Origin of the sequence: Secundilactobacillus collinoides DSM 20515 = JCM 1123 (genome assembly GCF_001435975.1) — a bacterium.
Taxonomy (GTDB): domain Bacteria; phylum Bacillota; class Bacilli; order Lactobacillales; family Lactobacillaceae; genus Secundilactobacillus; species Secundilactobacillus collinoides.
Map to the genome: position 1 here is coordinate 22,009 of NZ_AYYR01000067.1, position 25,392 is coordinate 47,400.

At 46.9% G+C, this 25,392-nt stretch carries 26 protein-coding genes and 1 pseudogene; 11 read left to right on the plus strand and 16 right to left on the minus strand.

Annotation, left to right across the window (positions count from 1 at the left end; all coding sequences use genetic code 11):
* Nucleotides 1-56: 56 nt before the first annotated feature.
* Nucleotides 57-632: an IS1096 element passenger TnpR family protein gene (locus tag FC82_RS11155; RefSeq protein ID WP_054761794.1), complete on the minus strand. Its 576-nt coding sequence runs from the start codon at nt 630-632 to the stop codon at nt 57-59.
* Nucleotides 633-643: 11 nt separating this feature from the next.
* Nucleotides 644-1,159, minus strand: a complete 516-nt coding sequence (locus tag FC82_RS11160; RefSeq protein WP_056997032.1) for a TetR/AcrR family transcriptional regulator — start codon at nt 1,157-1,159, stop codon at nt 644-646.
* A 147-nt stretch (nt 1,160-1,306) separates the two neighbouring features.
* Here FC82_RS11160 and FC82_RS11165 point away from each other — a divergent pair, with 147 nt between their 5' ends.
* Nucleotides 1,307-2,251, plus strand: a complete 945-nt coding sequence (locus tag FC82_RS11165) for an NADP-dependent oxidoreductase (RefSeq protein ID WP_056997033.1) — start codon at nt 1,307-1,309, stop codon at nt 2,249-2,251.
* 496 nt (nt 2,252-2,747) lie between these two features.
* Entirely contained in the window at nt 2,748-4,067 is a 1,320-nt protein-coding gene (locus FC82_RS11170) for an MFS transporter (protein ID WP_056997034.1), read from the plus strand.
* A gap of 414 nt (nt 4,068-4,481) precedes the next feature.
* On the opposite strand, the gene FC82_RS11175 is transcribed toward FC82_RS11170, so the two are convergent.
* From FC82_RS11175 to FC82_RS11190, 4 genes are all read right to left on the minus strand, one after another.
* Complete coding sequence (locus FC82_RS11175; RefSeq protein WP_054761792.1) at nt 4,482-4,895, minus strand: DUF3021 domain-containing protein; 414 nt, start codon at nt 4,893-4,895, stop codon at nt 4,482-4,484.
* Nucleotides 4,896-4,905: 10 nt separating this feature from the next.
* Nucleotides 4,906-5,358 carry a LytTR family DNA-binding domain-containing protein gene (locus FC82_RS11180; RefSeq protein WP_056997035.1) on the minus strand — a complete coding sequence of 151 codons (453 nt, stop codon included), beginning with the start codon at nt 5,356-5,358 and terminating at the stop codon, nt 4,906-4,908.
* A gap of 107 nt (nt 5,359-5,465) precedes the next feature.
* Nucleotides 5,466-6,332 carry an ABC transporter permease gene (locus tag FC82_RS11185; protein WP_054761790.1) on the minus strand — a complete coding sequence of 289 codons (867 nt, stop codon included), beginning with the start codon at nt 6,330-6,332 and terminating at the stop codon, nt 5,466-5,468.
* A 1-nt stretch (nt 6,333) separates the two neighbouring features.
* Nucleotides 6,334-7,227, minus strand: a complete 894-nt coding sequence (locus tag FC82_RS11190) for an ABC transporter ATP-binding protein (RefSeq protein WP_054761789.1) — start codon at nt 7,225-7,227, stop codon at nt 6,334-6,336.
* A gap of 249 nt (nt 7,228-7,476) precedes the next feature.
* Between FC82_RS11190 and FC82_RS11195 the strand changes: the two genes are divergently transcribed.
* On the plus strand, nt 7,477-7,890 hold the full coding sequence (locus FC82_RS11195; RefSeq protein WP_054761787.1) for a hypothetical protein: 414 nt from the start codon (nt 7,477-7,479) through the stop codon (nt 7,888-7,890).
* A 65-nt stretch (nt 7,891-7,955) separates the two neighbouring features.
* Nucleotides 7,956-8,510 carry a TetR/AcrR family transcriptional regulator gene (locus FC82_RS11200; RefSeq protein ID WP_056997036.1) on the plus strand — a complete coding sequence of 185 codons (555 nt, stop codon included), beginning with the start codon at nt 7,956-7,958 and terminating at the stop codon, nt 8,508-8,510.
* 21 nt (nt 8,511-8,531) lie between these two features.
* On the opposite strand, the gene FC82_RS11205 is transcribed toward FC82_RS11200, so the two are convergent.
* The 5 genes from FC82_RS11205 to FC82_RS11225 all read right to left on the minus strand — a co-directional run bounded on the left by FC82_RS11205 (nt 8,532) and on the right by FC82_RS11225 (nt 15,243).
* A complete protein-coding gene (locus tag FC82_RS11205; RefSeq protein WP_056997037.1) occupies nt 8,532-8,897 on the minus strand; it encodes a VOC family protein in 366 nt (121 codons plus the stop codon).
* A gap of 105 nt (nt 8,898-9,002) precedes the next feature.
* The gene (locus tag FC82_RS11210; protein ID WP_056997038.1) at nt 9,003-11,534 is read right to left on the minus strand and encodes a M1 family metallopeptidase; all 2,532 of its coding nucleotides are present in this window, start codon (nt 11,532-11,534) and stop codon (nt 9,003-9,005) included.
* 140 nt (nt 11,535-11,674) lie between these two features.
* The gene (gene brnQ / locus FC82_RS11215) at nt 11,675-13,015 is read right to left on the minus strand and encodes a branched-chain amino acid transport system II carrier protein (RefSeq protein WP_056997039.1); all 1,341 of its coding nucleotides are present in this window, start codon (nt 13,013-13,015) and stop codon (nt 11,675-11,677) included.
* A gap of 125 nt (nt 13,016-13,140) precedes the next feature.
* Nucleotides 13,141-13,755, minus strand: coding sequence for a flavin reductase family protein (locus FC82_RS11220; RefSeq protein ID WP_056997040.1), 615 nt, complete (start codon nt 13,753-13,755; stop codon nt 13,141-13,143).
* A gap of 117 nt (nt 13,756-13,872) precedes the next feature.
* Nucleotides 13,873-15,243 carry an FAD-dependent oxidoreductase gene (locus FC82_RS11225; RefSeq protein ID WP_054760483.1) on the minus strand — a complete coding sequence of 457 codons (1,371 nt, stop codon included), beginning with the start codon at nt 15,241-15,243 and terminating at the stop codon, nt 13,873-13,875.
* Between the two features lie 196 nt (nt 15,244-15,439).
* Between FC82_RS11225 and FC82_RS11230 the strand changes: the two genes are divergently transcribed.
* Nucleotides 15,440-15,970 carry a TetR/AcrR family transcriptional regulator gene (locus FC82_RS11230; RefSeq protein ID WP_056997041.1) on the plus strand — a complete coding sequence of 177 codons (531 nt, stop codon included), beginning with the start codon at nt 15,440-15,442 and terminating at the stop codon, nt 15,968-15,970.
* A 253-nt stretch (nt 15,971-16,223) separates the two neighbouring features.
* Nucleotides 16,224-16,982 carry an SDR family oxidoreductase gene (locus tag FC82_RS11235; protein ID WP_054760480.1) on the plus strand — a complete coding sequence of 253 codons (759 nt, stop codon included), beginning with the start codon at nt 16,224-16,226 and terminating at the stop codon, nt 16,980-16,982.
* 26 nt (nt 16,983-17,008) lie between these two features.
* On the opposite strand, the gene FC82_RS11240 is transcribed toward FC82_RS11235, so the two are convergent.
* The gene (locus tag FC82_RS11240) at nt 17,009-17,392 is read right to left on the minus strand and encodes a MerR family transcriptional regulator (protein WP_056997042.1); all 384 of its coding nucleotides are present in this window, start codon (nt 17,390-17,392) and stop codon (nt 17,009-17,011) included.
* A gap of 111 nt (nt 17,393-17,503) precedes the next feature.
* Entirely contained in the window at nt 17,504-17,878 is a 375-nt protein-coding gene (locus tag FC82_RS11245) for a winged helix-turn-helix transcriptional regulator (protein WP_056997043.1), read from the minus strand.
* Nucleotides 17,879-17,980: 102 nt separating this feature from the next.
* Here FC82_RS11245 and FC82_RS11250 point away from each other — a divergent pair, with 102 nt between their 5' ends.
* Nucleotides 17,981-19,315 (plus strand): FAD-dependent oxidoreductase, encoded by a 1,335-nt coding sequence (locus FC82_RS11250; protein ID WP_056997044.1) that lies wholly within the window; start codon nt 17,981-17,983, stop codon nt 19,313-19,315.
* Nucleotides 19,316-19,364: 49 nt separating this feature from the next.
* Here the strand turns inward: FC82_RS11250 and FC82_RS11255 are convergent, their stop codons facing one another.
* Nucleotides 19,365-20,096: a DUF1835 domain-containing protein gene (locus tag FC82_RS11255; RefSeq protein ID WP_056997045.1), complete on the minus strand. Its 732-nt coding sequence runs from the start codon at nt 20,094-20,096 to the stop codon at nt 19,365-19,367.
* A gap of 177 nt (nt 20,097-20,273) precedes the next feature.
* Here FC82_RS11255 and FC82_RS11260 point away from each other — a divergent pair, with 177 nt between their 5' ends.
* Complete coding sequence (locus tag FC82_RS11260) at nt 20,274-20,891, plus strand: TetR/AcrR family transcriptional regulator (RefSeq protein WP_056997046.1); 618 nt, start codon at nt 20,274-20,276, stop codon at nt 20,889-20,891.
* Between the two features lie 268 nt (nt 20,892-21,159).
* On the opposite strand, the gene FC82_RS11265 is transcribed toward FC82_RS11260, so the two are convergent.
* Together FC82_RS11265 and FC82_RS11270 are read right to left on the minus strand one after the other, a co-directional pair.
* A complete protein-coding gene (locus FC82_RS11265) occupies nt 21,160-22,329 on the minus strand; it encodes a DNA/RNA non-specific endonuclease (protein ID WP_235809226.1) in 1,170 nt (389 codons plus the stop codon).
* 196 nt (nt 22,330-22,525) lie between these two features.
* The gene (locus tag FC82_RS11270) at nt 22,526-22,903 is read right to left on the minus strand and encodes a VOC family protein (protein WP_054760465.1); all 378 of its coding nucleotides are present in this window, start codon (nt 22,901-22,903) and stop codon (nt 22,526-22,528) included.
* A 119-nt stretch (nt 22,904-23,022) separates the two neighbouring features.
* Between FC82_RS11270 and FC82_RS11275 the strand changes: the two genes are divergently transcribed.
* The 3 genes and pseudogenes from FC82_RS11275 to FC82_RS11285 all read left to right on the plus strand — a co-directional run.
* The gene (locus tag FC82_RS11275) at nt 23,023-23,586 is read left to right on the plus strand and encodes a sugar O-acetyltransferase (protein WP_056997047.1); all 564 of its coding nucleotides are present in this window, start codon (nt 23,023-23,025) and stop codon (nt 23,584-23,586) included.
* Nucleotides 23,587-24,168: 582 nt separating this feature from the next.
* The gene (locus FC82_RS11280) at nt 24,169-24,660 is read left to right on the plus strand and encodes a thioredoxin domain-containing protein (RefSeq protein ID WP_054760463.1); all 492 of its coding nucleotides are present in this window, start codon (nt 24,169-24,171) and stop codon (nt 24,658-24,660) included.
* A 37-nt stretch (nt 24,661-24,697) separates the two neighbouring features.
* Nucleotides 24,698-25,369, plus strand: a pseudogene (locus FC82_RS11285) (ATP-grasp domain-containing protein); the annotation flags it as partial.
* Between the last annotated feature and the right edge of the window lie 23 nt (nt 25,370-25,392).

Genomic DNA, 25,392 nt, shown 5'->3' on the forward strand with positions numbered 1-25,392 from the left:
CGTGAAACATTCTCGAAAGATTTTCGATTTTGACGACTTTTCCACGATTGCCCAAATCAATTTTCTTCGTCATTCAAATCAATATCCTCAAGATCGTCGCCATCGGCTAGAATCATTTGGTCACCTGCTCGTGTCCATAACATAAAGGCGCGATTGAGCCGGTTACGATGAAATACTTCTGATTCATCACCATTGTCTGACTGTTCGATGGTCAACTCATTCGGCGGATTACTTCCCCGACCACTTGTGCAAAATGGTAAATTCCGCCCCTTTAATTCTGCAAAGGTCACGGTCTGCTTCAGGGTGAGTACAATCGAATACCCACCATTAAACGCGTATTCATAGTCAACGGGTCCGGCGCTCAAATCAGGATACAGATAATTTTGTTCCGCGTATTCACTGGGTTCCAGCTGTTCTGTAACGCCCATTGCTTCATATGACGCCGGCATGTATTGCTTGCTGTTTTCAGCTGATGCATGGAAGGTATAGAAATAATCGTTTTGCCACCCAAACGTCAGCTGCAGTAAAACATGCAGCTGATCATAGCGAATTGTTAGCGGAAGTAATAGGTTCCGCCAGCTCTTTGTATTCTTGAGTTTTGCACTGACAAGTAACGCAGCAAACGCGTCCATAGTCGTCCCTCCTAGTCGTGTTTTGCGTCCGGTAACCGACCAGTTTGGTAAATTTCATCCAAATAAGCATAATCGGTCAAAATATCATAGGGTTGGTGCGTTTCCGAAATCCACATCGTAATCGCCTTGACCCGGCCAATGATAAAGAATTTTTCAAGCTCAGTCTTATCGGAAGGCAGTTGCAAAATCATGTGCATCATAAACCGAAATAAGCCGTTACGAAACGTGTCATCACGGCTTTGATACTGCAAAACTGCGAGCACCTGATCGTTTTTCAGCGAAAAGGCTGTGAACGGGTGCTCATAGATAGCCTGAGCATTTATCGTTGAATCTGGAAATAGATTTCTTAAAAAACGGTCAAGTAAATCAAATTTGTCTGTAAAATGTGTGTAGAACGTCGAACGGTGCATTAACGCTTGCGCGGTGATGTCGTTTACCGTGATTTTACTAAAGGGCTTTTGGTCCAATAATTCTTGGAAAGCAGTAAAAATAACTTTTTCGGTGCGTTTCTGTTGAAGGGTCGTCATACATGTGTTCCTTTCCCCGACATTTTGATAGCAGTGTCTTTTAAAACGACATTGCCTGCTGATTAAAGATTGTCTAGCGCCGCGACGGTGTTAAGATAGCCTCATTCTAACAGATAATTTGCCTTAAATCGAAAGAAGGACCCTACTATGAAAGCTATTGTCATCAATCAATTCGGCAACGCTGACACATTTTACGAAACCGAGCTTCCTCAAACACAAATCACACCTGATACCGTTGCAGTCGCCATTAACGCTTTTAGTATTAACCCTATGGACATCGCTGCTCGCGCTGGCTACCTCCAATCCCCATTTACCGACAATTGGACATTTCCGTTGGTATTAGGCTGGGATTTCTCAGGTACCATTACCCAGGTCGGCCAAAACGTCACGAAGTATCACATTGGCGACCAGGTTTTTGGTACCTTGCCGTCCAATCACGCAGGCAACGCCGGCTCATATGCAGAAACGGCCGTTGTGGATCCGGCCAGTATCAGCACGATTCCTGCTGGCATGTCCGTTGATCAGGCAGCTGCACTGCCGATTGCTGGCGGCACTGCATACCAAGCCATTGCGCAAAATCTTAATGTCCATCCCAATGAGACGATTCTGATTCAGGGCGGTGCCGGTGGTGTCGGCCTGTTCGCAGTCCAAATCGCAAAGTCACGTGGTGCAAAAGTTATCACCACAGCAAGTCCGGCTCACACAGCCTTGTTACAGCAAGTGGGTGCCGACCAAGTAATCGACTACCACACCACAGCAGTTAGCGATGTGCTATCCAGCGTTGATGCCGTTTTTGATACTGTCGGCGATATTGCGGGCGGCTTAACCGTCCTTAAGCCCGGTGGCAAGCTGGTCACAGTGGGCGGACAACCAACGCCTGAACAGTTGGCACTCCCTGATAAATCAGTCAGCTTTCAATTTTCACATTCAGACACAGCAGTATTTGACGGTTTGATCACATTATTCACCAATGATCAACTGCACATTGAAGTGCAGTCGCTGCCCTTCACCGCTGAAAACGTGGTCAAAGCGCACCAAATAATCGAATCACATCACACAACTGGGAAACTCGTGATTCATATCACCGATTAATTTCAATTGTGACCATGAGACTATCTATAAATTTCGCGAGTAACCTCTCGCATTTAAAACATCAGCCCTAACCGTGCCGGTGTTTTTTGTGTTCACTGTGACACCGCATATACAAACAGTGGCTTTAATTATAACAAAAAAATAAATATTTTAATCCGTTTGCCATTTACTTTTCATTTTTCTTCTGGTATAGTCAAAACATTCTAAAAATTCGAGGTCAGAAACCATGCGAAAAACTACCGCTATCATCAACGTGAATGTTATCGGCATTGCCCAAGACATTATTGTCATTTAGTCTGCGGGTCATTTGATGATGCCCGCAAGCAACGGGCAGCGATGGTTTAGGCCAGGAGCTGTGAATTCAGCCCCTGGCCTTTTTTAGTCAAAAACGGAGGTGATAATTAGGCACCAGATTCAGATGACGTCAGCACCAACACATAGCCCCACAAAAGCATTGTATCTTTCACATCAAATTCTCAGAAACGGAAGTGACTACATGGAAACTCAACCATCCGCACTAACAGCTACAACCACGAAAACAATGGAACGCGACCCTGTGAAAACGGTTATTTTAGCATCAATGATCGGGACCGCCATTGAATTTTTCGACTTTTACGCTTACGGAACCGCAGCCGCTACATATTTTCCAAAGGTATTCTTCCCAGAAGTAACCCCCACTATCGCCATGATTCTCAGTTTATTGACCTTCGGGGTGGCCTTTGTTGCCCGCCCATTGGGTTCCCTCATCTTCGGCCACTTCGGCGACAAACTCGGCCGGAAACGAACACTGGTTGTTTCCCTGCTTATCATGGGAATCTCCACCGTATTGATCGGTGTGTTACCTGGCTTCGCAACTCTTGGCATGGCCTCCATTGCTCTTCTTTGTCTTTGCCGGTTCATCCAAGGTATCGGGCTCGGTGGCGAATGGTCAGGCGCCGTGCTAGTTGCCACTGAAAACGCACCAAAGAACAAACGGGCATTGTTTGGTGCTTTTCCTGAATTAGGTGCACCAATTGGTTTTTTCCTCTGTAACGGGCTTTACTACATGCTTGAATCAAACCTGACGGCCTCACAGATGCAGGCCTTCGGTTGGCGTATTCCATTCCTCGCCTCAGCCGTTTTGGTTATCATCGGACTTTGGATCCGTCACCGCTTATCTGAAACCCCGTTGTTCCGGTTGGCACAAAAGGAAAATACCGTTGCAAAGGCCCCACTCGCTAAGGTATTTAAGGAAAACTGGCGGCAGGTGCTGCAAGGTACCTTGACGATGTCCGTTTCCTATACGTTCTTCTTCCTATTGTCCCCCTGGTCGCTGAGTTACGCCACCACAGAATTGGGTTTTGCCAACAAGGAATGGTTATTGATGCTGATGGGATCGATCGTCGCTTTTGCAGCCATGATTCTATATTCATCCCTCATGGCTGATAAGTTCGGCCGAAAAAAAGTCCTGTTGCTCGGGACCGTTTTGATTGCCGCATTTGCCATGATTTTCCCATTCTTCCTGAATGGCAGCCACAACGTAGCCGGCGGTCTGTTCTTCTTAGTGGTTGGCTTCCTAGCAATGGGTGTTGTGTATGGTCCAGTGGCCGCACTGTTGCCAGAGTTGTTCCCAACCAGTACTAGATATTCGGGTGCCGGTATCGCCTACAACGCATCAGTCATCGTTGGCGCAGCATTCGCCCCAACCTTAGCATCATGGCTGGTAGACCAGTGGGGCATCCACGCTGTGGGCTTCTATTTGGCGGTGATGGCGCTTGTTGCCTTTCTGGCTCTGTTGACTACTAAGGAAACGAAAGAGATGGATTATACAAAGTAAAGAGTGTGTAGCAAGGCGCCAAAGGGGCGGAGCATAAGGGACTCTGAGCCGAAAAGTCTGGGCCTGACTTTTTGGCTCAGAGTCCCTTATGCAGGAGCCCCTTGCCTTGCGAAACACGTTTCTGCAATAGAAAATAGAAGCGCGCCGTCTCAAACACACTTTTCAATAAAGTCAAAAGTCCGGGCCTGACTTTTCGGCTCAAAGTCTCTTATGCAGGAGCCCCTTGCCTTGCGAAACACGTTTTTGCAATAGAAAATAGAAGCGCGCCGTCTCAAACAATTTCGTCACAATAACCTATAACCCGCGCCACAAGTATCCCTCAATAAACAAACACCAAGCGAAAAAGCAGTACAAAAACAGCGACCTCAAAACAGTGTACCTAACCCTGTTTTGAGGTCGCTTTTGATTATCTTTTTAACGTTCCGCTTTATCTCGCTTCTGCAACTGTACGTTAATCGTTTCCGCAGTAAACCGAGCCTGCAAATACCATCCAAGCCAAACCGCAAAATAGACGGCTAAAAAGATGATACCAAACCGGATCCAGTTACCAGGCACCAAAAACTGCCAGTGCATAACAGCATTCGCAATAAGAACTAGAACAAAGGTGGCAACAAAATGAATCGCTAATTGTTGAATGAACGATAACCGCTCACCATCGAACAACCTCGAAAACTGGCTAATGAGTGCCGACAAAACAAACAGACCGATTGTATTACTTGGGGTTGCCACAAATGCGCGCACCCCAAAGATAATCATCAAAAAGTACACCGTTGTCCCTGCCATAATACCGTACAAGCCCAATATCAAAGTTGTTTTTACTGTTTGCATTTTGATCACCTCATAACCCAATGCTGTGCTTCAGTTCAGGCAGATACTTACGACTCACAGTCAGCTTCAAACCGTTTGCCATTTTTGCTGTCATGTTGCCGGAAAATTCTGCTTCAAGGGCCGTCAAAAAATCGATGTTAAGCGCAACACTGCGGCCAACGCGAACGAAAACCGGGTTCTGCAGGCGCGCCAGCATCGTTTTCAGCTGACCATTCACCTGATAGATCTTGTCGACCGTGTGCAGGGTAATGTGCTCACCAGTGACTTCGATAGCCACAATGTCTGCCGTTGCTAAAATGACGACCTGATCATCCACGGTGATTGGCAGCACAGATGGATGACTGCCTAGTTGACTCAGCTGGTTCAGAAGCTGCGTGACATCCGGTGACAAGGCCGCTGCCCGGACCACGACCTCAACGTCATTGCCCGGGATCGTATTTGTCTGTTCAAACGAAACTTTCATGCGCCTTGCCCCCCTTTTTTACAAATAATGTCGACCTGAAACAATGCGGCATTATAGGTTAACTGGCAAGGTATCCCCCACGTGACTGAATGTTTGCCCGCCACGCACTAAATTCTCACCATAACTTGCTTTCTGCTCCGTCGCATCAACAACAGCGCGACAATCACAAAACCGATTAGAAACGCAATCATTACACCGTATACATCATTTAATGATAATACTGATTCCCACTTAAGTCGAACCCCAAATGCAGTCTCAAAAGCCATTTTTTGACCTTGTACAGCGCCGTTAAACTTATCGGTTAACGCTGTTTTCATTAATAGTTGCCGGTAAATGGCAGCATCATAGGGTGCCGGTGTCAGTTTCATCAATGTTTGCGCAGAACTGGGTACTGAGTCAATTGGAATATAGACTCCCGCGAAGAATCCCGCTGCGGTCCCGACAATGGTGCCCAATTTGCCCAGAGTGTCGACCCGTTTGACGAAGCTTAAACATAGTAAGCTAAACGCGGTCCAAACCAAACTGCTGAACCCGGCGATACCTATTAACTGCGGTGTTAGTTCCCAGGGAATGCTCAGGCCATCAACCATCGCGAAATAGGCGTACATCAGAATCGCCATCACGAGTTGCATCAGCCAGCCAATAATAAACGCGCTCACAAGGTAAGCCGTCTGAAGCTGCCAGTACGCGAGCTTAGTCATCAAGAAATCGGCCAAAGTACCCGTTTCGCGATCATGAATCATCTGACTTAAGGCGTTTAACGTGGTGGTTACGGCGGTCACCGTCAGCGTACCGCTTATGACCCAGGGATCCAGAACCGCAGACTTGCCAGAGAAAGTCAGCGAACTCGCCATATTCATTTTTAGGAAAACGATGTAGAGCACGAAGGAAATCAGCGCACCTAAAACTGAAAAAAACAGGTTACTGCCACTCGTGAAAAACAGTTGTAAATTGCGCTTAATAAAGCCGAACATTCTAACGGATCTCCTTTCCTGTCAGCGCCAAGAAGATGGTATTCATGTCACCTTCGTGGCTATCAAATTGACTGATCAGTTTGCGATATTTGACTAAGGTGTCAATGCTGGTCTGCGCATCCGGGACCGTCAACGTCACTTTATCTTCTTCTAATTGAGCAGCATACCCGTCTTGTTGAAGATTCGTCAGCAGCGTTTCTGGTGATGGTGAACACAGCGTCATTTCAACCTGAGCGTACTCGTGTTTAAGTTGCGCCACCGAATCTGCTGCAATCACTTCACCATGGTCGATCACGTAAACGTAATCAGCGTCCTCAGCTTCTTCTAGATAGTGAGTCGTTAAGATGACCGTCATCTTCAACTCCTTGCGTAGCTGATGGATCACCTGCCAGATAACCGTTCTCGTTTGAATATCTAACCCAGTGGACGGTTCGTCAAGAATCAGCAGTTTGGGACGATTGATCATTGCCCGGGAAATATCGACCCGCCGTCGCTGTCCACCGGAGAGGGTGCCATAACGTTGATCAAGTAACGATGTCAGGCCTAAGTCATGAATGATCCTATCCAACCAGCTCTGCTGCACATTCGGATACATGGAGGCCCGCAACTTTAAATTTTGGCGCACGGTTAACTGCTCATCCAACACGCCGTATTGAAAAACGACACCAATCTGCTGCCGATAAGCGAGTGTCTCCGGGGTAAGGTCACCCAGTGTGATTTGCCCGCTCGTCGGTTGAGTCAACCCCGTCAGCATACCCACTGTGGTGGATTTACCCGCACCGTTAGGCCCCAGAAACGCAATGAATTTATTCGCTGGAATCTGCATGTTGAGGTGGTTGACTGCCACCTTTGTTTGAAACGTTTTTGTCAGTTCACTGATGATTAGATCAGGCATGTCGTTCATCTCCCAATAGTTTTAATGGTCTTAGCATACCGACTAATGAATGGGTTGTCTCAGACTGGCCAATGAGTGGTCGAAATTGCGGGATAAGTGGTTCAAATGACCTGGTATAGCTTGCCTGCAGAATGAGAATCAGCAACGCGTTATTTATTTCAAATAAATGCACTTAATTTAAAACAATTCGGGCGTCACAAGCGTATGTATTGATAGCTGCAAAAAATATCGTTTAAAAGGAGTGCTCACATGTCAGTAAAAGATTATGTCGTTAAATCTTACCAAATGACTAGGGTTGAAGAAGAACGCCAGCCATGGGAACAACGAGTCACTGAAACACGCTACCGGGTGTTCGACCTTGAAGGCAACCTGGTCGACGATGCACAGGGGTACGGTTACAAATCTGCTCGTAACGCCCACATCGGCTATTCTTATAAGCGTCAGCCCGAACATCAAAAAACCGATAAGAAACTCAAACGGCTCGTCCGCAGTTGGTGTCACAAACATGCTGACGTGGCGGCCAGTATTGAAGTTTACGTGTTTGACACACTAAAAAGCGGTCAAACTCTCACCGTCCTAGAAGAAAAGGCTTTATTTGAAGGTCTTACCGCTAAAATGTCAGATGTGCCGTTTACGGCTGCCGACTATTTTAAGTACCGCTAATGGCGGTACTATTTCCCGGGAAATTAACCGTGTCGTCAATTCTAATGAAGTGAGGTATACCCTAAATGACACTAACATTGAAACAACAGCGAACAAAATTGGACATCATCAAGACCATGAACAGCATGTTAAAAACAACCCCCTTCGATCAGATTACGATCAACGTAATTTGTCAAAAAGCGTTCATTCACCACTCGACTTTTTACCGCTACTTTGCAGATAAATATGACCTGTTAGGGGGCGTATTGACCCTGATCTGCGCACCGATTCGAGAAGAGCTGACCAAGGGCATTTCGTTAATGACTACAATCACGCATATTGTCACTAGCAATCAAGCCCAGTTTCGCAATATGACCCGAAAAAATAAGCGTGCGGCAATTTATCCCGACCTGACACAAATTATTGCCTCAATCTTAAAAAAGGCACTTTTAAACACTGTCCGCCACCCGCTGATTGACCGGTTAAGTCAAACCAGTGAACCCGACTTGATGGCCTTTGCATATGCTGGCATGTTTGTCGGCATTATTCAAAAATGGAACGAAACGCCGGGCACTCCAAGAGTGGGGGCATTTAGTGCAAACTTCAAAGCGGATTTGCTTGCACTTTCCAGTACCCTATAGAAAAAGCGCGCCAACAGCGCGCTATTTTTGGTCAGCTTTAGCAATCACATAGTAATTACCATCTGGATCCTGAAAGTTGAATGTTAGCTGACCGCCGACATCCGTAATGTCGCCAGCAGATTTCAGTTTGGCATGCAATGCCTCGAAATCGTCTCGAAAAATCATCAAGGATGGCCCGGTGGTACCTAAGACTTCCGGTGAATATTTTTTGATGAACGCCTTGCTGAATAACGAAAATTCAACCTCATCCGATACCGCCAATGTCTCGTTCTGTGACCCATCTGGTAACGCATTACTGCTGACTAGTTTGGCATTTAAATTGGACTGCCAGAATTGACTGTTTGCCGCTACGTCATCCACGTAGAGCATAATTCTTGTTTTGGCCATATTTAAATCCCCCTTTTTCTAACCACAGTATACAGGAAATTTACCGTCATTCGTCAAAAAAAGTACCGCCCATCCAAGCGGTACTTAAAACATGTTTTTATTAACTTAATTAGCGGTAGTTATTGCCTGGTTAACAGCGGTCTTTTCAGCTTCAATCAACGCAACACGACTGGTGATCACTTTGATATCCATGGTAATTTCACGAGTCATTCCTGGTGTTGGCAATTTCGGTTCAAAGAAGGCCTTAAACTCTGCCAATCGTTCCGGCGTCCGGAAGATACCGGTAATGACGGTGATGTAGGTCGTAAATTCCATGTCACCGCCAACCGTATCATCCAACCATTGCCAGTCATTACGAATCCAGTCCCAAGCAGCCTGTTCACCCTTTTCATTGGCTAACACACCACGGAACCAGCCACGTAAGTCTTGCGGTTTAATGGTATCGGCGTCCTCAAACTTGCCAATTAATTTGGTAATCAAATTAGCGTCTGGTGTACTGGTCAGCGCACCGCGAATATCATTCTTATAGCTGGCATCCGATGTTGATCGATAATCAGCTAGTAACTGGTCAAAAAGCGTTTCATTACCGAAATGCTTGATTTCATTGGCCAGAATAAAGCCCCGTGTATCGGCTGGTAACTCGGCCAATTTATCAGCATTGGTGGCAAACAGCTTATGGGCATCCGCGATGACATCCTTGTTCTGTGCGTACAATGCGGCGCTTAACACATATGGCCGTGTTAGCTGATCATCATTAGATTCGCCCTTTTGTGCGGTCCAACCCAACCGTGCCACCTGGTCGGCACTCAATTTGTTGAAGAATGCCTGTAATTGCTTTTCTTCAGCGGATTCCGGATCAACAAATTTCTTTAAATTACCAGCAACTTGGTACAAAGCTGTATTGACAACAGCCCGCTTGCTAGCAGCAAATTGAGTCAGTAACGGCACAACAGCTGCGTACGAAATCTGACGGCCCTCAGCCAATAAGCGCTGGTCTTGCAGAATTTGCAGCTGTGAAATGGCATCCAGTGAAGCCGCGTCCTTTAAAATGTCAGTCAGCAACGTATCATCGTACTTCACAATAAAGTGGGAATTGTTGCCGACATTGACACGAAACGGTTTGCCGCTGGCTGCACGTAGTTGTGCGTAGTCGCCCAAGACAACCGTTTTATCTTTAAAAATTTCCGGAGCAGCATCATAGTTGCTGTTTAACGGAATTTGCCAAAGGTGACCGGCTTCCTTACCGTCACCAACAAAGAACTGATCCTGTGACAGGGTTAATTGCCCGTCATTGACCGTTGCAGTCACCACTGGGTAGCCGGGTTGTTCCAACCAGGAATTCATAATTGCGCCGACATCTAAACCAGAAGCGTCACCCAATGCGGCCCAAAGATCGGCACCGGTCGCGTTGCCGTACTTATGTGTGGCAAAGTAAGCTTTCAACCCCTTCCGTAACGCGTCATCACCCAACAGTGCGCGAACCATGACCAGCATCCGAGCACCCTTTGCGTAAACGATGGCACTGTCAAATAAGGAGTCGATCTCAGCCGGATCCTCAACTTGAACGTGAACCGATTGAACACCATCCGTTGCGTCTCGGTTTAGTGCCATTGGCGCCTCAGAAGTCTGGAACAGTTCCCAGATGTGCCAATCGGGTTCAATGGCATCTACGGCCACGTATTCCATCATGTTGGCAAAGGATTCGTTGAGCCATAGGTCGTCCCACCATTTCATAGTCACAAGATCCCCGAACCACTGGTGCGCTAATTCATGGGCGATAACCGTGGCCACCAGTTGCTTCATATCAAGCGAGGTGTTGTCAGGATCAAGTGTCAAGTAGGCTTCACGATAAGTCACGAGGCCCCAGTTCTCCATGGCACCGGCTGAAAAATCAGGCAGTGCCAATTGCCATGAATGTGGGAGCGGATACGGTGTTTGATAAAAGTCCTCGTAAAACTCAATCGACCGTTTTGCGATATCTAGCGCAAAATCCAACTCTTTTGGTTGGTGCGCCTTGGTAGCAAACACACCAACCTCAACACCGCTCTTCGTTTTGGTCGTCTTGCTCTGCAGGTCACCAAACGCAAAGGCAATCAAGTAAGTTGACATCCGAACGGTGGTGTCAAAGTAGTGCACGCCGTTTTCTTCACGCTTCTCCGGCATGTTAGCGATAATCGTTTCACCTGGTTGTTCATCGAACTTGATGGCGAGGTCAAAGGTTGCCTTTGCTTCCGGTTCATCCACTGATGGGAAGGCTTGACGGGCAAAGGTCGTTTCAAATTGCGTCCCAATGATCTGTTTTTTCTCGCCGTTTAGCTCATAGTAGGATGGGTAAATGCCCATCATTGAATCAGTCAACGGGGCGGTGTAGTCGATTGAAAGCGTTGTTTCACCTGTCTGCGGTAACGTGATATGAATGGCTTCATTATCGTTATCTGTGGAGAAAGTTACGGGTTTGCCATCAGCTGTGACGGCCTTAATGGTCATAAATTTCTGGTGAATCAAGACGGTGGTTTCCTTCGCGTCACCCGTAATGGTTGACGTCCCAGAAATCAGTTTCGTGGCACGATTCACATCAATGTATAAATTGTAATGCGCCGGTTGAAATGTTTCATAAAAGTGTTTTAACGCTGTCATAATTGACCCCCTCGAGATTATTGGTTTCATTATACAACAGTGTGTCGATGAAGTTCGCCCTGCTGACTACAAAACGAGGCTGTGCCAAAAGGCCATCTATGCAATAGGATCGTTATTTAAGCACGGTCTGGTTAACCAACCTAATCATGGGACAAACCGCCACGCCATTTTGCCAATATCAGCCCTAGCACTAAACCAATCAGTGCTGGAACGGTCCACCCGAGGCCAAGGCTGAATCCGGGCAGCCATTGCCCCCAGTGCAGCACTTGTGCCACCCAACCCTGATGAAGATCAACCGGCATGGCGTTCAAGCCATCAAGAATCGCTGGAAATAGTGTAAACACCGTCACCGTTCCAAACAGCCATTTGGACTCACCCAGAATAGGCGAAAGCAATCCTAACAAAATCAGGGTAATGGCCAACGGGTAGATAAAATACAGAATCGGCGTGGAAATGACCAGCAGTCGTTCCAGACCAACGTTCGCAAAAATTAACGGTAAGATACTAGCGAGGCCAACCAACAACTGGTACGGCACCTTTGGAAACAGCTCCTTAAAGGTATCACCAAACGCGGTGATCAACCCGATAGCCGTTTTTAAACAGGCAATGATCACAATGACGGCTAACAAGGCGTTGCCCAAATCACCGAAATACGCGTGCGCAACGTTTGCAAGAATCGGACCGCCATTTTCTGCTCGGCCGAATCGGCCAAGCGCGTTACGCCCCAATAGTGCTAGCAGTCCATAAATGACAGCCATTAAGGCGACTGCCAACCCGCCAGCGCGAATCGTGTCCTTTGCAATCTGCGTCGGTTGGGTGACACCCAGTCCCTTGATCGCATTAACCACGATGATGCCAAACGCCAGTGCTGCCAACGCGTCCATCGTGGAATAGCCAGCGGTAAATCCAGCCACTACGGGGACCTTGGCAAAATCGCCAACCGGGGTCTGACCATGACCCATGGGCTTAATCAGGACCATCACAAGCAGGATCGCCAGTAAAACCAAAAAAGCTGGTGTCAGCACCTTACCCACGTAAACCATAATTTTCGAAGGTTTACGAGCAAAGAACCAGGCAACGGCGAAAAACAAAATTGAGTAAGCCAGCAGGCCGCCGCTCTGCTGCGATTTCGAAACAAATGGCGTCAATCCAACGGAAAATGAGATCGATGCCAATCGGGGCAACGCAAACAGCGGGCCAATGCACATATACAGCAGAATCGTGAACACATAGGCGTACGGTCGGTTCACCTTTTGCGACAGGGTAAACACGCCATCCGTCTTCGTAATTCCAATCGCAGCTACCCCCAACAAGGGCAGTCCAACCCCTGATACGAGAAACCCAATCAGTGCCGGCCAGTAACTGGTGCCGGCTTGTTGTCCCACAAAGACAGGAAAAATCAGGTTGCCCGCGCCGAAAAACATCCCGAACAACATCATCCCAATGAAGAGCATGTCTCGGCTGGTTAATTTTTTAATCATGAAAATGCCTCTTTCAAGTCGCTATAAGCAACAGTCTTACTTATAGTTTAGCAAGATTTCGTCGTGTGAGATAGGCTTCAGCTCGCGATCTCATGAGGTTTTAACCGAGGTTTCATTGTTACTGATCACCGTGGTCGCTTCAATTCAAAATCAGGCCCCAACGTCGCATAATTCGGACCGGCCAACCGAGCAACTGGATTAAATGCGTGGTAATCGATGTATTTTTTCGCCGGGTCCATCAGTGCTTCATCAAAGTACATGTCCGTCACCTCAAGGAAAAAGAAGTCTGCTACGGGATGCTCAGCCCGATCCTTCAGGAGTTTATAATCGTAAAGCTTAGTTTCAAACCGGATTTTAGCGTCCCTTAACCCGGGGACACTGACGCTCTTGCTATCAACCAATGGTAGATTGATCAAGTCCAGTTCACTTTGATCGTGGGGCAACGAAGCAGCCGTGGCGTTCATCTGCTTCACGAGACTTTCGTCCACTAGGTGCACAACTGCTTCCTCATGCGTCAAAATATTATCGGCGGTGTCCTTCCGTTTACCATTGCGGTACCCCACCGATAAGGCCAACCAAGGCATGAGCCCGCACGCCACCTGAAAAAAGCTGATGGGCGCCAAGTTCAAGGTATTCACGTCCTCGGTCATCACCCACGCGATCGGGCGCGGAATGACACTGCCGGAAAGAAGTTTGTAGCGTTCTGTTGGGGTTAATTCGTCACTGCTGAAATGATACATGAAAAGACCTCCCATGTTATTTTCTTCAATGATACAGCTATTCAGACCCAGTTTTTCCGGTAACGCTCATTAAACAATCGAAAAACCGCCGTTCGAAATCGAACGACGGCTTAGAAATTAAAGTGTCTCTGCCGCTACTTGACCTGCAATTCGGCCACTAGTCAGCGCAAATTGTACAGAACTGCCTGACATGTAGACATGATTATATATCACCTTATTGGCAGTTTCTCCCGTTGCAAATAAATTTGGAATAACCTGTCCCTGTTTATCTAGTACTTCAAACTGCTTACTGGTTTTAACACCACCGAAAGTTCCCATAATAACCGGATATATTTTGACGGCAAAATATGGGGCAGTTTCGACAGCAACTGTGAACTCGGGATCCTTTCCCATCGCATCCTCGCCGTCATGTGCCCCCTTATTATAGGTCGCCATGGTTTTGGTAAACGTATCAGCTGGAATTTGCATCTGCTCTGCCAAAGACTGGCAGTCAGGCGCCGTGACAACCTCGCCACTTGCTATACCGACCTTCAACGCTTCTATTATCTCGGCATTGGTCGTTGCTGAATCTAAAATTAACCACGGTGTTTTAGCAGCAATGATAGCGTTGGTCACAACGGCATAATGGGTTTGTTCGCTCATGAATCGCTTACCGTTACCATCGACATAAACCTTTGACCAATCCATCATCAGTGGAAAAGTATGCGGCACGTTGGTTGTGATGCCCTCGCCAATCACCCAAGGGTCTTCGTACAGAACTGCCCCGATGGCTTGAGCCATCAGAATACCATCTCCTTGATTTCCGGCACCTGAATAACTGTGTTCATAGACGTTTGGGGCAGCTGGAATAAACTTTTGCAATAACCGCTTACTCTTAGCAAAACCGCCAGAAGACAAGATCACCTTCTTAGCGGTCATTTCAACGTCACCGTCCGGCGTACTTGCTAAGACACCAATAACTGCGCCCTGATCGTTAGTCAGCAATTTTTTTGCAACTGTATTTACCATCACTTTAATTGTGGTTTTCGCCAACGCCTCAGATAAATTATTAATCAATAGCGGCCCACCCAGTTCACCTCCCTTACCAGGGAAATGAATCCGTTTAACAGTGTCAAGACCAAAACCAGTTATTTCACCATAGTGGTGTCCAGCGTCGTCAACTAACCATTCCGTAGTTTTTACGGCTTCATCCATGTAATAATCAACAAAATCATAGTCAGGATATGGGCCATCCGGATTCGATGTTGTTTCACGAGCGTGCCAAAGGGTCAGCCAACTTTGTTTCGTATCCTTAATACCTTGTTCACGTTGAAATCTTGTATTAGTCGCAGAAATGCCGCCACCAGACATCCCAGTTGATCCGCCCAGTGTGTCCATTTTTTCCAAAACAGTCACCCTAGCGCCGTGCTGATAGGCTGATAATGCAGCGGAAATACCTGCCCCACCACCGCCGACAACTAAGACATCTGTTATCAATGATTGCGTCATGAAAAAACCTCCTTGTGTCGCCTTTTATAAACGAATACCCACTATATCAATGCAACCACCTCGCATTAAATAATCAGTTTGTATTCGCTTCCAAAGAAATGTTATCATTTTCACAATTGTTTTTAGCCAACAATAACCAACAGGTGTTTGGTTAACGGTATAATAAATATGAAGTGTTAACTAGGAAGTGATCAGCATGAATGAAAACGATTTACGAGTCAAAAAAACGAAGCTACAATTACAAAGAGTATTAACTGCGCTACTGCAGCACACCGCTTTTGCCAAAATTACCGTCAAAGACATTTGTGATGAGGCCCTAATCAACCGCACTACTTTTTATCAGCATTATCATGACAAATCTGACCTTCTGTACGACGTTTTTAATCGCCTAACAATTGATAATCACAGCATCTCATTACACCGGCTGATGACAGAACCCTTCTCAATGTTCGCGGCAATCGTTAAATCACCACTGCCAGAAATCATCAGTCTCCAAAATAATGACTCTGAATTTCATTGGACCTATCGTCAATATTTTCTGAACTATTACATGGAGACTTTCGCGCGCGAGAATTGGCGTTCAACAATTCCTAAGGAGCTCGTCGCTTATACGTTAGTTAACAATGCCTTTAGTTTTCTAGAATGGCAGGAAGATTTAAACGTAAAGATTTCCGAACGAGAATTGAATACCCTTTTTCGGCGCATGATAACACTACCGGAAATATAGGCGGTTGCGCGCAAAATGGTTTTCAAAAAAGTACAGAAGAATCCATCAATATCCAAAATTGACCTATTGATGAACGCGCTGTCTAGCAAAAAACAGTCATCCAACGCTTAGTTTAGATGGGCTCGACGCGCTAAAATAATATGCTTCACTCAAATCGTTACTTTTTTTGACTATCTCACATTTTTTCCTTGCGTTCGCCTAACGCTAACGTGCTAAAGTGGCCTCATCCTAAAACTAAAAGAGGTCGTTTATCATGACAACAACACAACCACTGACCCTGATCACCGGTGCTAACCGGGGCATGGGGTTTGAACTCGCTAAAGAACTGGGCGCAAAGGGGCAACGAATTTTGCTTGGTGCACGGGATCCAGAAAAAGGCGCCGCTGCTGTTTCACAACTTGAACACGACGGCATTGACGCATCCTTGATTGAACTTGATGTCACAAATTCGCAGTCAGTTGAAAACGCCGCTGAAATGATCACCAAAACATTTGGCTATCTCGACATCCTTATTAACAATGCCGGTGCCGTATTTGACGCGTTTCAACAACCGTCCGTTGTAAATCCTGATCAATTGCGACAAGATTTTGAGTTGAACTACTTTGGCGTGGTCAATATGTGCCAAGCGTTTCTACCTCTCCTAAAAGCGGCACCTAAGGCTAAGGTTATCAACATTTCCAGCATGATGGGGTCCATAACAAGTGCCTTAGACCCAGAAACTAACGTCTATCGCGCAGTGGCCGTGGGTTATCAATCCGCAAAAGCAGCCGTCAACATGTACACCGTTCAACTCGCAAAGGAAATGACCCGGGACAACTTGCCAATCACTGTCAACGCCATCGATCCTGGCATGGTCGCAACTGAATTTGGCGGTGCTACACCTGAACAGGCTCAGGCAATGGGTGCTAGACCCATTCCTGAGGGCGTCGCGCGCACTATTGAACTAGCAACCGACCCTGATGATACCAGCAACGCAACGTTTACTAATACAGACGGCGTCGTCGCTTGGTAAATGCAAACAAAGACCGAGGCACCAACCTAGCTGGCTGATGCCTCGGTCTTTGTCTGGTTAATATTGTTATCGACTGCCCGAATTTTACGCAATACCATCTGTTTTTCCTCTTGCAGCGCGACCATCTGCTGGTCAAGATTATCCGCTAAGCGGTATAACTGCTGCTTAAATACTTCTTGCTCCGCAACAGTTGGCGTATCCCCTATCTGCAAGCTCTGGCGAATTTCTTTGATTGGCATATTCATTCGACGTAAAATACAAATAATTTTCACCCGTTCGATGTCGTGATCACTATACTGACGAATACCGTTTTTATCCCGAGCAACGGTTAAAAGGCCAATTTTTTCGTAGTACCGGAGCGCGTTTGCGGTAACCCCCGCAGACTGCGCTACCTGACGAATGTTTTCCAAAAAAACACCTCGTTTCACTTTTGATTTTTGACAGTAAATTAATACGCACCAATTAAAAGGTTTTGCTGTAAAGAGTCAAAACCCAACAAGCTTTCCAAAAAAAGATAAAAATCAGACGTTTGATCGTGACCATTCACTGCGGCTTCCTGTCTCGTCACAGACCAAATGTTGTGTACCCCATTTTTTCATCGCGAAGATGAGCGGCATTAGTTCGGTACCCTGTTTTGTCAACGCATATGTGGAAATGACTTGATTATCATGGCGTTGTTTATCGTTTTTCACTAACCCGTTGGCAATCAATACGTCCAATTGCTGTTTCAACACTTTTTTGCTGGCAGCCATGGTACTGTGCAACGCTTCGAACCGGTACGGCTCATCCGCCAGCGTCATCATGATCGTTGGTACCCATTTTTTCCCAATTAAACTTGTTGTTGCTTCCACCGGACAAGTGAACAAACCACCGTCCGCCATGTATGTCGTTGTCATCTGATCCCTCCTGGTTACCAAAAAGTACCTAATTGCGCACTGAATTTACCACCACTATACTATAGAAAACGCGATTGACAAACTGAAAGGATGGCGGTTAAGATGCGGCACTTTACAAACATCATTATCGGCTTTGGCAAGGCGGGCAAAACCCTTGCCGGAACACTGGCACAACACGGACAGGACGTTTTAGTCATTGAAAAGGATGCCATGATGTATGGCGGCACCTGCATTAACGTGGCGTGCCTGCCCACGAAAAACATGATCATCAGTGCACACAGTGGTCACGGCTACGAGGCAGCATTCGAAACAAAAAACAAATTGACGACAATGTTGCGGAATAAAAATTATCACAATGTAGCCGACCAGGCAACCGCAACTGTGTTAAATGCGGACGCTGAATTTCTGGACGACCACACACTGCAGGTGACAGACGATTCCGGCACCGAAACCCTGACTGCTGACCGGATCTTTATCAACACCGGGTCAACGCCGATCCTTCCAGCGATTGACGGTCTCGCTGATAGTCAGCACGTGTTCACGTCAAAAACGCTCTTGAATCAATCGAAACAAACCCAGCAGTTAGCAATTCTCGGCAGCGGTCCAATCGGACTAGAGTTCGCGTCCATGTACGCGCAATTTGGCAGTCAAGTCACTGTCATTGGTCAAACCACTGCGATATTAGAACGATTTGAGCCAGAAATCGCGACAGCCGCCAAAAATGATTTAGAGACTGACGGGGTCAACTTCGTTCTCGCGAGCCAACTGACGAAGGTGACCGATACAGCAACCGGCTTGTCGCTCACTGTTGAGACACCGGCTGGCACGCAAACACTGGCTGCTGATGCGCTGCTCGTTGCAACCGGTCGCCGGGCCAACACTGACGACCTGCATTTGGAACGTACAAGTATTAACACTGATGACCGCGGCGCCATTGCAGTTAACGATGTGTTGGAAACCAGTGTTCCGAACGTTTACGCCCTCGGCGACGTTGCCGGCAGTCCGCAGTTCACCTACATCTCACTTGATGACTGGCGCATCATGGCCAATCAACTGTTTGGTGATCAGACTCGCACCCGCGCTAACCGTCCCGTCTACGCCAACACCATCTTCTTGAATCCAGCTGTCAGCAGCGTCGGGCAGACTGAAGCGCAATTAAAAGCAGCCGAACAGCCCTACCAGGTATTGAAAATGGCAACAGCTGGTGTACCCAAAGCCCAGGTTATTGGCAATCCCCGCGGGAATTACAAGGCACTGATCGACCCAGAGACCCATCAGATCCTTGGTGCCGCAATTTACGCGGAAGAAGCGTTTGAAACCATTAACGTGATTACGGTGGCGATGCAAAACCATCTGCCAGCAGAAGTGCTGCGCGACCAAATTTACACGCACCCAACGATGACCGAAGCACTAAATGACCTTTTCGCTCAAATTTAATCGTGACCCACAAAAAGCTTGGTCGAAATTGACCAAGCTTTTTTAGTAATCATTTATTAGAACGGTCATTCAATATAGCTAATCGATGCCGATACCACCAAGCTGGCACACCGATTGGATAAGCGGTCAAAGTCTCAGTGATGATGCGCGTCCGCTTGGCAAAAGACACTGGTTTTAATTTGATGTTCAGCATTGCTTGTCTCAAAGCACCGTCCAAAAAATCAGCGGGAACACCCACCATATGACCATTGATGGCCACCCTCAACGGTGCGTTAGCCGCCGACAACGCCCGCCATTCGTAACTGTATGTTTGACGCAAACTGTATGATAAATTTTTTGCGGTATCAAGATAAGCATTCACGGCATCTGAATCGATGTCGCCAAGCGTCGCAAACCGTTTCAACACATCCCGGTTTTGATAGTTGGCGACCGTCAGCGGTACCTTAATGTGGGTCACATTGAGCTGCTGATCTTTCAGTCGATCACAGAGCCAGAGAAAGCCTAGAGTATCATCAGCTGAATCACTCCACCAAACACGCACTGCTTCCCCGGCATCCGTTGACTTGCGCAACCGGGCAAGCTGCTGGTGAGCAGCGGCAACCAGTTGCGCCGCCGTACTATTTGAATCATGCTTGGCCTTCAGCTGCCAAAACGGATCTAGCGCGTTGTTTAACCGGTGCAGACTACCAATTTGTAAGTCAAACTGCAACGCGATAACCGGCGTTTTGAGGTGTTGGTGCAAGGTGTCAGCAAAGGCTTCGTTGAATGTGATATCAATCATAGTTTCCTCCGTAATTTTAGCCATATGGGCCAACCTTAATACCTAATAGCTACGGCATCACATCCAAATATGGTTGAAATAAATCGTCTTTTTTTAGCCTTGTCGTTTCACACCATTGTGCAAGTTCATAATGTGCTAAACTAATACTAATCAAACACGCACACAAGGAGGTGCCCCATGGCCACATTAACCAACGATGAACGAAAAAAGCAAAAACGCGAGACCATCATTACCAGCGGTCGCCGCGTCTTTCAGCAAAAAGGCTTTTTGGATGTGACCATGAAGGACATCATTGAAGCGGCCAACATCAGCCGTGGCGGCATCTACCTGTACTTTCATTCCGTCGATGAGGTCTTCGTCGCCGTCCTCAACAAACGAAACAGCCACTCCTTGGAAGAAGTGAAACAGGATATCGTTTCAAAAAACGACTTTGACCTTGTCCTTCAAGATTACTTTGACGGTCAGCGTGACCGGTTGCTCAGCGGCTTAAACGACAGCCTGTTACGCGCAGTTTACGAGTATTATTTCACCCACAAACGCCCTGAAGACCAGGCCTTCCAAGCTGAACAGTTTGCCATGATCAAACAAACCATCACCACCATTTTAGAGTTTGGCATCGCACAAAACGTGCTGCGTGACAGCAATCTAAACGACATCGCAGAGCACATCATGTTTCTTATTGAAGGCCTCAGCGTGTTGGCACTGACCAGCGGCGTCACACCGCAACAGGTCGATGACCAATTCGATTTAATTGAGGCGATGCTCCCACGCACAGCGAGTGAAACAAGGCGGTAAGGGGCGAATTGTAGCCCTTTGCCTTGTAAAACTTGTTTCGACACTGCTGCCTAGAAAGCGTGGGGTTGTGTTTATTTCCTTTCCTTAACCATTCAAAAAAATAAGCGCCCCTAGCAGAAGATCCTACTCGGATTTCTAGCTAGGGGCGCTTATATTTTAAAATGACCGTTTGCCGCAAGGATACGCTAATTACCAGAATCTGCTGGCCAGATAATTTTCTTACTTAGCGTGAGCGGCTTTTGACACACCTTTTTGTTTTCAAAAATGACTACGGCCGAGCATACTCGTTGCCACGACTCGCTTGCGTATCCCCGGCAGCAATTGCCTTGGATCTGCTCATGTACTGATAGTTCTGCGGATTTGTGACTTTCGTGTAGTACTTATTGCTGTCTGAAACGTAGACCATGCCGTTACCCGCAACCGTCCACTGACCCTGTTTCGTTCCCCCAGCAGTACTATGCTGAGTGTTGCTAGTGGTTGTTGAAGACCTAGTGGCTGATGAAGAATAGGCTGCTCGCGAGGATGTTTCATAAGTCTTCGCATTGCTTGTACCGCTGTTATAGTTGATCTTAATGCCCTCGACTGAATTGATCACAACGATTTCGCTGTTCAGCACGCCATCGGATGATTTAATATCCACCACCGACCCGCGGGGAATATCTTCGCTGCCTTCATACAGCGGCGTGGTTTCATAATCGATGGTATGCGAGGTGTTCGGGTGGTCTTCCCAGTAACCCTCGGCCATTTCTTCGGCGTAACGCATCCCACCATCCTGGTCGGCACCCACATTCTGTGGTCGTGTCCCGGTCGTGAAGTTGTAGGCCGACGTGTACGATTTCCACCCCAGCAAACTATCCGCGATGGAGTGGCTGCGATTGTACAGATACCCATGATAAGTACGACCAGTCAAACTAAACGAGATGGCCACGATTGGGTTTGAAGCTGGCCATGCCGGCGGTTCAAGCGGATCACCCTGCCGTGAACCCTGTGACGATTTGTATTCAGAGTAGGTCAGGACAGCTTTGGCTGTGGCCGAGCGTCCCAGACTGTCACCCGCAAAGTGGTAACTGCCCGCATGCATGCCGCTAAACCCAGTGATGCGTGCGTGGCCGTTGCTCCAGTAATAGTTTTGATTGGGACCAGCCGACTCGTTATCGGTATAACTGACAAGCCGCTTTAAAATTGCTGCGTCACTAGATTGCGATTGTCTTTTCGCCGTACTGCTCGAAGATTGGCTCGATGCAGCCTGCGATGAACTTGACGCGTTTGACTTGTGATGACTGTGTTTAACGACCGATGACGATTGGCTTTGGTTATCTTCGGAAGTCTTAGTGCTGGCATCGCTGCCGCAACCTGTTAAACCACCGCCAACCAAGAGAAAAGCACCAAGCACCGTCAGCGTTTTGACAAGTGACCGGTGATGCTGTTTGGTAATCAAATGATCCGCCTCCAATAATCTAAAATAGACTCCCCATTTAGTCTGACAGAATTTCACAAATGGAAACTTACTAGGCTAAAAATTCGTGTTCGTATTGCAAATAATCTGAACTAAACCAATTTGTAAAACATCTGTCAGAATGCGAAGTTTTATACATCTAATTTTATTCTAGAATAAGCCGTATCACAATCTCTTTTCACCTATAAATTGATAATTCAACTAAATTAAGGTAAGGATCGCGCAGATAAATTGAGGTAATGGGACCCATTGCACCGCTCCGAGCAACTGGACCTTTATAGTCGATTCGCTGAGCCTTCAAGGTGGTTTCAACGTCATCAAAGGACGTCACAATGAAACACAAATCAGCCGATCCAGGCGTTGGATACTGGGCTTTCGGGTCAATTTCATGTCCCAACAAATGCAGGTTGATTTTCTCCTGACCAAACCGTAACGCGACCCGGCCGCCTTCAAAATGCTGGACGCCCATGCCGAGTACTTCTTGGTAAAAGCTGCAGGTTTGCTGAATATTGTGAACAGTCAATACTAAATGGTCAATGTGATCCACTTCAATCATGCTGTTTTCCTCCTCATCGAACATCACTGAATAGCCTTACTGTACCACTTTTTGCTAAGCAACAAATTTGAATTAGAGGCCACTCTAAGTGCTATGCTGATCATGAAAGGATTGATAATATGCCCTCTGAATTAGAAAAACTTAAAAATGGCGATTGGTATTATTTTTTGGACGACGAGGTTGCCGCTCGCAAGGCCCGTTCTGCTCAGCTGTGTCAGGAATTTAACGCGCTGCCCGCAACGGATCCGGCTGCGCAGACCGCAAAAATTCGTGACTTATTTGGTGCGGCTGGCAAACGCTTATCCGTGCAAGCCCCTTTTCACTGTGACTACGGCAAGAACATTCACGTAGGTGATGACTTTCTCAGTAATTACAATCTGACAATCCTGGATATTGCACCTGTAACTATGGGTAACCACGTCATGATCGGGCCAAACGTCGGTCTGTACACAGTCAACCACCCAATGACTGCCCAAGGTCGGCGAGACTACATGGCACAGGCGTTGCCCATTACCATTGGCAACGATGTGTGGCTTGGTGGAAACGTTGTCGTCTTACCAGGCGTAACTATCGGTAATAACGTGGTGGTCGCTGCCGGCGCCGTTGTCACTAAGGATGTTCGGAATAATACACTGGTGGCCGGCGTACCTGCTAAGCCGATCAGGTCGCTGTCGGCGCAGTGATGTTTCATGTGAAACATTGTGTCCTCAGAAAATGTGCGCCTTGTGTAACGGCACGGACAAAATCAAAGGTTTATTAATTTCAACTCACACAGATTGTGACTTTAAACGTCACCAAAAGTTCGCCTTTCGTTGATAAACAACCGAAATTTATTTTTAGTTAGTTGTTAATGCGACCTATTCTTACTACGAGTAAGTACTAGCTCATACTAGTTTCTTATCTGACTCATAATTTCACAATATTTTTCTTGACAATAATACGTAACTTGATTAATATTTGAGACACATTAAAAACGAATGATAAAACGATGTCGAGGGAAAGAGTACGGTTAACGAGTATCTTCAAAGCGACCAGTGTTGGTGCAAGGCTGGATTGAAAGGTGACCGGAAGATGAGTCCTGAGTCCTGACTGCAGTGCAAGCTGCTGCCACGCGTGGGTGCGTTAACCACCCAGCACATGATTGTGTGCTTTAAGGCAGTCTTTATTGACTGCGAATTTGGGTGGTACCACGGCTAAAACCGTCCCTGCAAGAAATTGCGGGGACGGTTTTTTGTTTTATCAAGAACAGAAAGGTGATTAGATAAATGAGTCAATATACTTGGGAGTTTCAACAGCTAAATACGGTAAATTATGGTTTGGTTAATGCGTCACACGATGTCACAGTGATATTAAATCTCGGCTGTCCCGATAGCCGCGCCTGGTACCTCGAAAATGAAAAAGCGCTCTTCACCAAAGTCGACAACGGTGAAATCCGACTTCATCTCAAGTTCTGGAACAAGCCTCTCGATAACCTAGTCAATGGCGGCATTGCTGATCAATATATCGATTACCGACACCCCGCTCAGGTTCGCAAGTTGATCCATGCTATTTTTACAAATCAGGACCAGCTCAATCAGCTCACTGAAGCACAGGTTGCCCCGTATTTAAAAGCCGTCTATCACCTCACTGAACAAAATAACTTGGCAACCAACTTGACCGCTAATGAGATTGCTGCAGCTGGTATTACGGGATTGCCTTCAATCATCGTGGATGCCGAATTAAAACCAGAAGAATCGTTTGAATTAACAGCACTTTAACCACCCATTTTCCAGAAAGGAGGACGCGCCATGTGTCGGTACTGGCGCCATTAATCTTGAAATCAGCAAGGTTAAACAATATTTAGCGCTGAATAAAGCTGGTATTCAAACCCCACGCACGGTTGCGGTGTTGGGCAAAGAACACCTCGTTGAGGCCGCAAAAAAATTGAACATTTATCCGCTGATCACAAAACATAACCGCGCTGGCAAGGGTGCCGGCGTGCACTTGTTCAACGATGCCGAAGCGCTTGACACATACGTCAATAGCGATAGTTTTGAAGAACCAGTCGACGGTATCACCCTGCTACAGGAATACATTCGCCCCATTGACGGGCGCATCCGTCGTTCCGAATTTATCGGCCGCAAGTTTTTATACACGGTATCCATCGACTCCAGTCAGGGCTTTGAACTTTGCCCAGCAGATGAATGCCAACTGCCGAACGTTTCTGATTCTAAATTCAAGATCATCGACCCGCTGGACGCCCAACAGCAAGCTGACTACGAACGCTTTTTAAATGATGCGCAGCTGGACGTGGCGGCGGTTGAATGGGTGGAGGATGCACAGCACCGAAAATTCGTTTATGACGTGAACACTAACACCAACTACAATGAACAGGCTGAAGCGGAGGCCCAAGTATTTGCTCATGAACACTTGGCCGCGTATTTGGACCAGGTATTAAAGGCTCACTATGTCTTAGCTGAAATTTAAACGCTAATTAAAAAGGGACTGAC

Coding starts and splice junctions, on each gene's coding strand:
- FC82_RS11270 (WP_054760465.1), bottom strand. CDS start 22,903: ATGATTGAAGTGGATCACATTGACCATTTAGTATTGACTGTTCACAAT.
- FC82_RS11155 (WP_054761794.1), bottom strand. CDS start 632: ATGGACGCGTTTGCTGCGTTACTTGTCAGTGCAAAACTCAAGAATACA.
- FC82_RS11255 (WP_056997045.1), bottom strand. CDS start 20,096: ATGATTGATATCACATTCAACGAAGCCTTTGCTGACACCTTGCACCAA.
- FC82_RS11175 (WP_054761792.1), bottom strand. CDS start 4,895: ATGCAAACAGTAAAAACAACTTTGATATTGGGCTTGTACGGTATTATG.
- FC82_RS11185 (WP_054761790.1), bottom strand. CDS start 6,332: ATGTTCGGCTTTATTAAGCGCAATTTACAACTGTTTTTCACGAGTGGC.
- FC82_RS11190 (WP_054761789.1), bottom strand. CDS start 7,227: ATGCCTGATCTAATCATCAGTGAACTGACAAAAACGTTTCAAACAAAG.
- FC82_RS11160 (WP_056997032.1), bottom strand. CDS start 1,159: ATGACGACCCTTCAACAGAAACGCACCGAAAAAGTTATTTTTACTGCT.
- FC82_RS11260 (WP_056997046.1), top strand. CDS start 20,274: ATGGCCACATTAACCAACGATGAACGAAAAAAGCAAAAACGCGAGACC.
- FC82_RS11170 (WP_056997034.1), top strand. CDS start 2,748: ATGGAAACTCAACCATCCGCACTAACAGCTACAACCACGAAAACAATG.
- FC82_RS11195 (WP_054761787.1), top strand. CDS start 7,477: ATGTCAGTAAAAGATTATGTCGTTAAATCTTACCAAATGACTAGGGTT.
- FC82_RS11235 (WP_054760480.1), top strand. CDS start 16,224: ATGACAACAACACAACCACTGACCCTGATCACCGGTGCTAACCGGGGC.
- FC82_RS11245 (WP_056997043.1), bottom strand. CDS start 17,878: ATGACAACGACATACATGGCGGACGGTGGTTTGTTCACTTGTCCGGTG.
- FC82_RS11205 (WP_056997037.1), bottom strand. CDS start 8,897: ATGGCCAAAACAAGAATTATGCTCTACGTGGATGACGTAGCGGCAAAC.
- FC82_RS11220 (WP_056997040.1), bottom strand. CDS start 13,755: ATGTATCATTTCAGCAGTGACGAATTAACCCCAACAGAACGCTACAAA.
- FC82_RS11210 (WP_056997038.1), bottom strand. CDS start 11,534: ATGACAGCGTTAAAACACTTTTATGAAACATTTCAACCGGCGCATTAC.
- FC82_RS11275 (WP_056997047.1), top strand. CDS start 23,023: ATGCCCTCTGAATTAGAAAAACTTAAAAATGGCGATTGGTATTATTTT.
- brnQ (WP_056997039.1), bottom strand. CDS start 13,015: ATGATTAAAAAATTAACCAGCCGAGACATGCTCTTCATTGGGATGATG.
- FC82_RS11280 (WP_054760463.1), top strand. CDS start 24,169: ATGAGTCAATATACTTGGGAGTTTCAACAGCTAAATACGGTAAATTAT.
- FC82_RS11225 (WP_054760483.1), bottom strand. CDS start 15,243: ATGACGCAATCATTGATAACAGATGTCTTAGTTGTCGGCGGTGGTGGG.
- FC82_RS11230 (WP_056997041.1), top strand. CDS start 15,440: ATGAATGAAAACGATTTACGAGTCAAAAAAACGAAGCTACAATTACAA.
- FC82_RS11250 (WP_056997044.1), top strand. CDS start 17,981: ATGCGGCACTTTACAAACATCATTATCGGCTTTGGCAAGGCGGGCAAA.
- FC82_RS11200 (WP_056997036.1), top strand. CDS start 7,956: ATGACACTAACATTGAAACAACAGCGAACAAAATTGGACATCATCAAG.
- FC82_RS11165 (WP_056997033.1), top strand. CDS start 1,307: ATGAAAGCTATTGTCATCAATCAATTCGGCAACGCTGACACATTTTAC.
- FC82_RS11180 (WP_056997035.1), bottom strand. CDS start 5,358: ATGAAAGTTTCGTTTGAACAGACAAATACGATCCCGGGCAATGACGTT.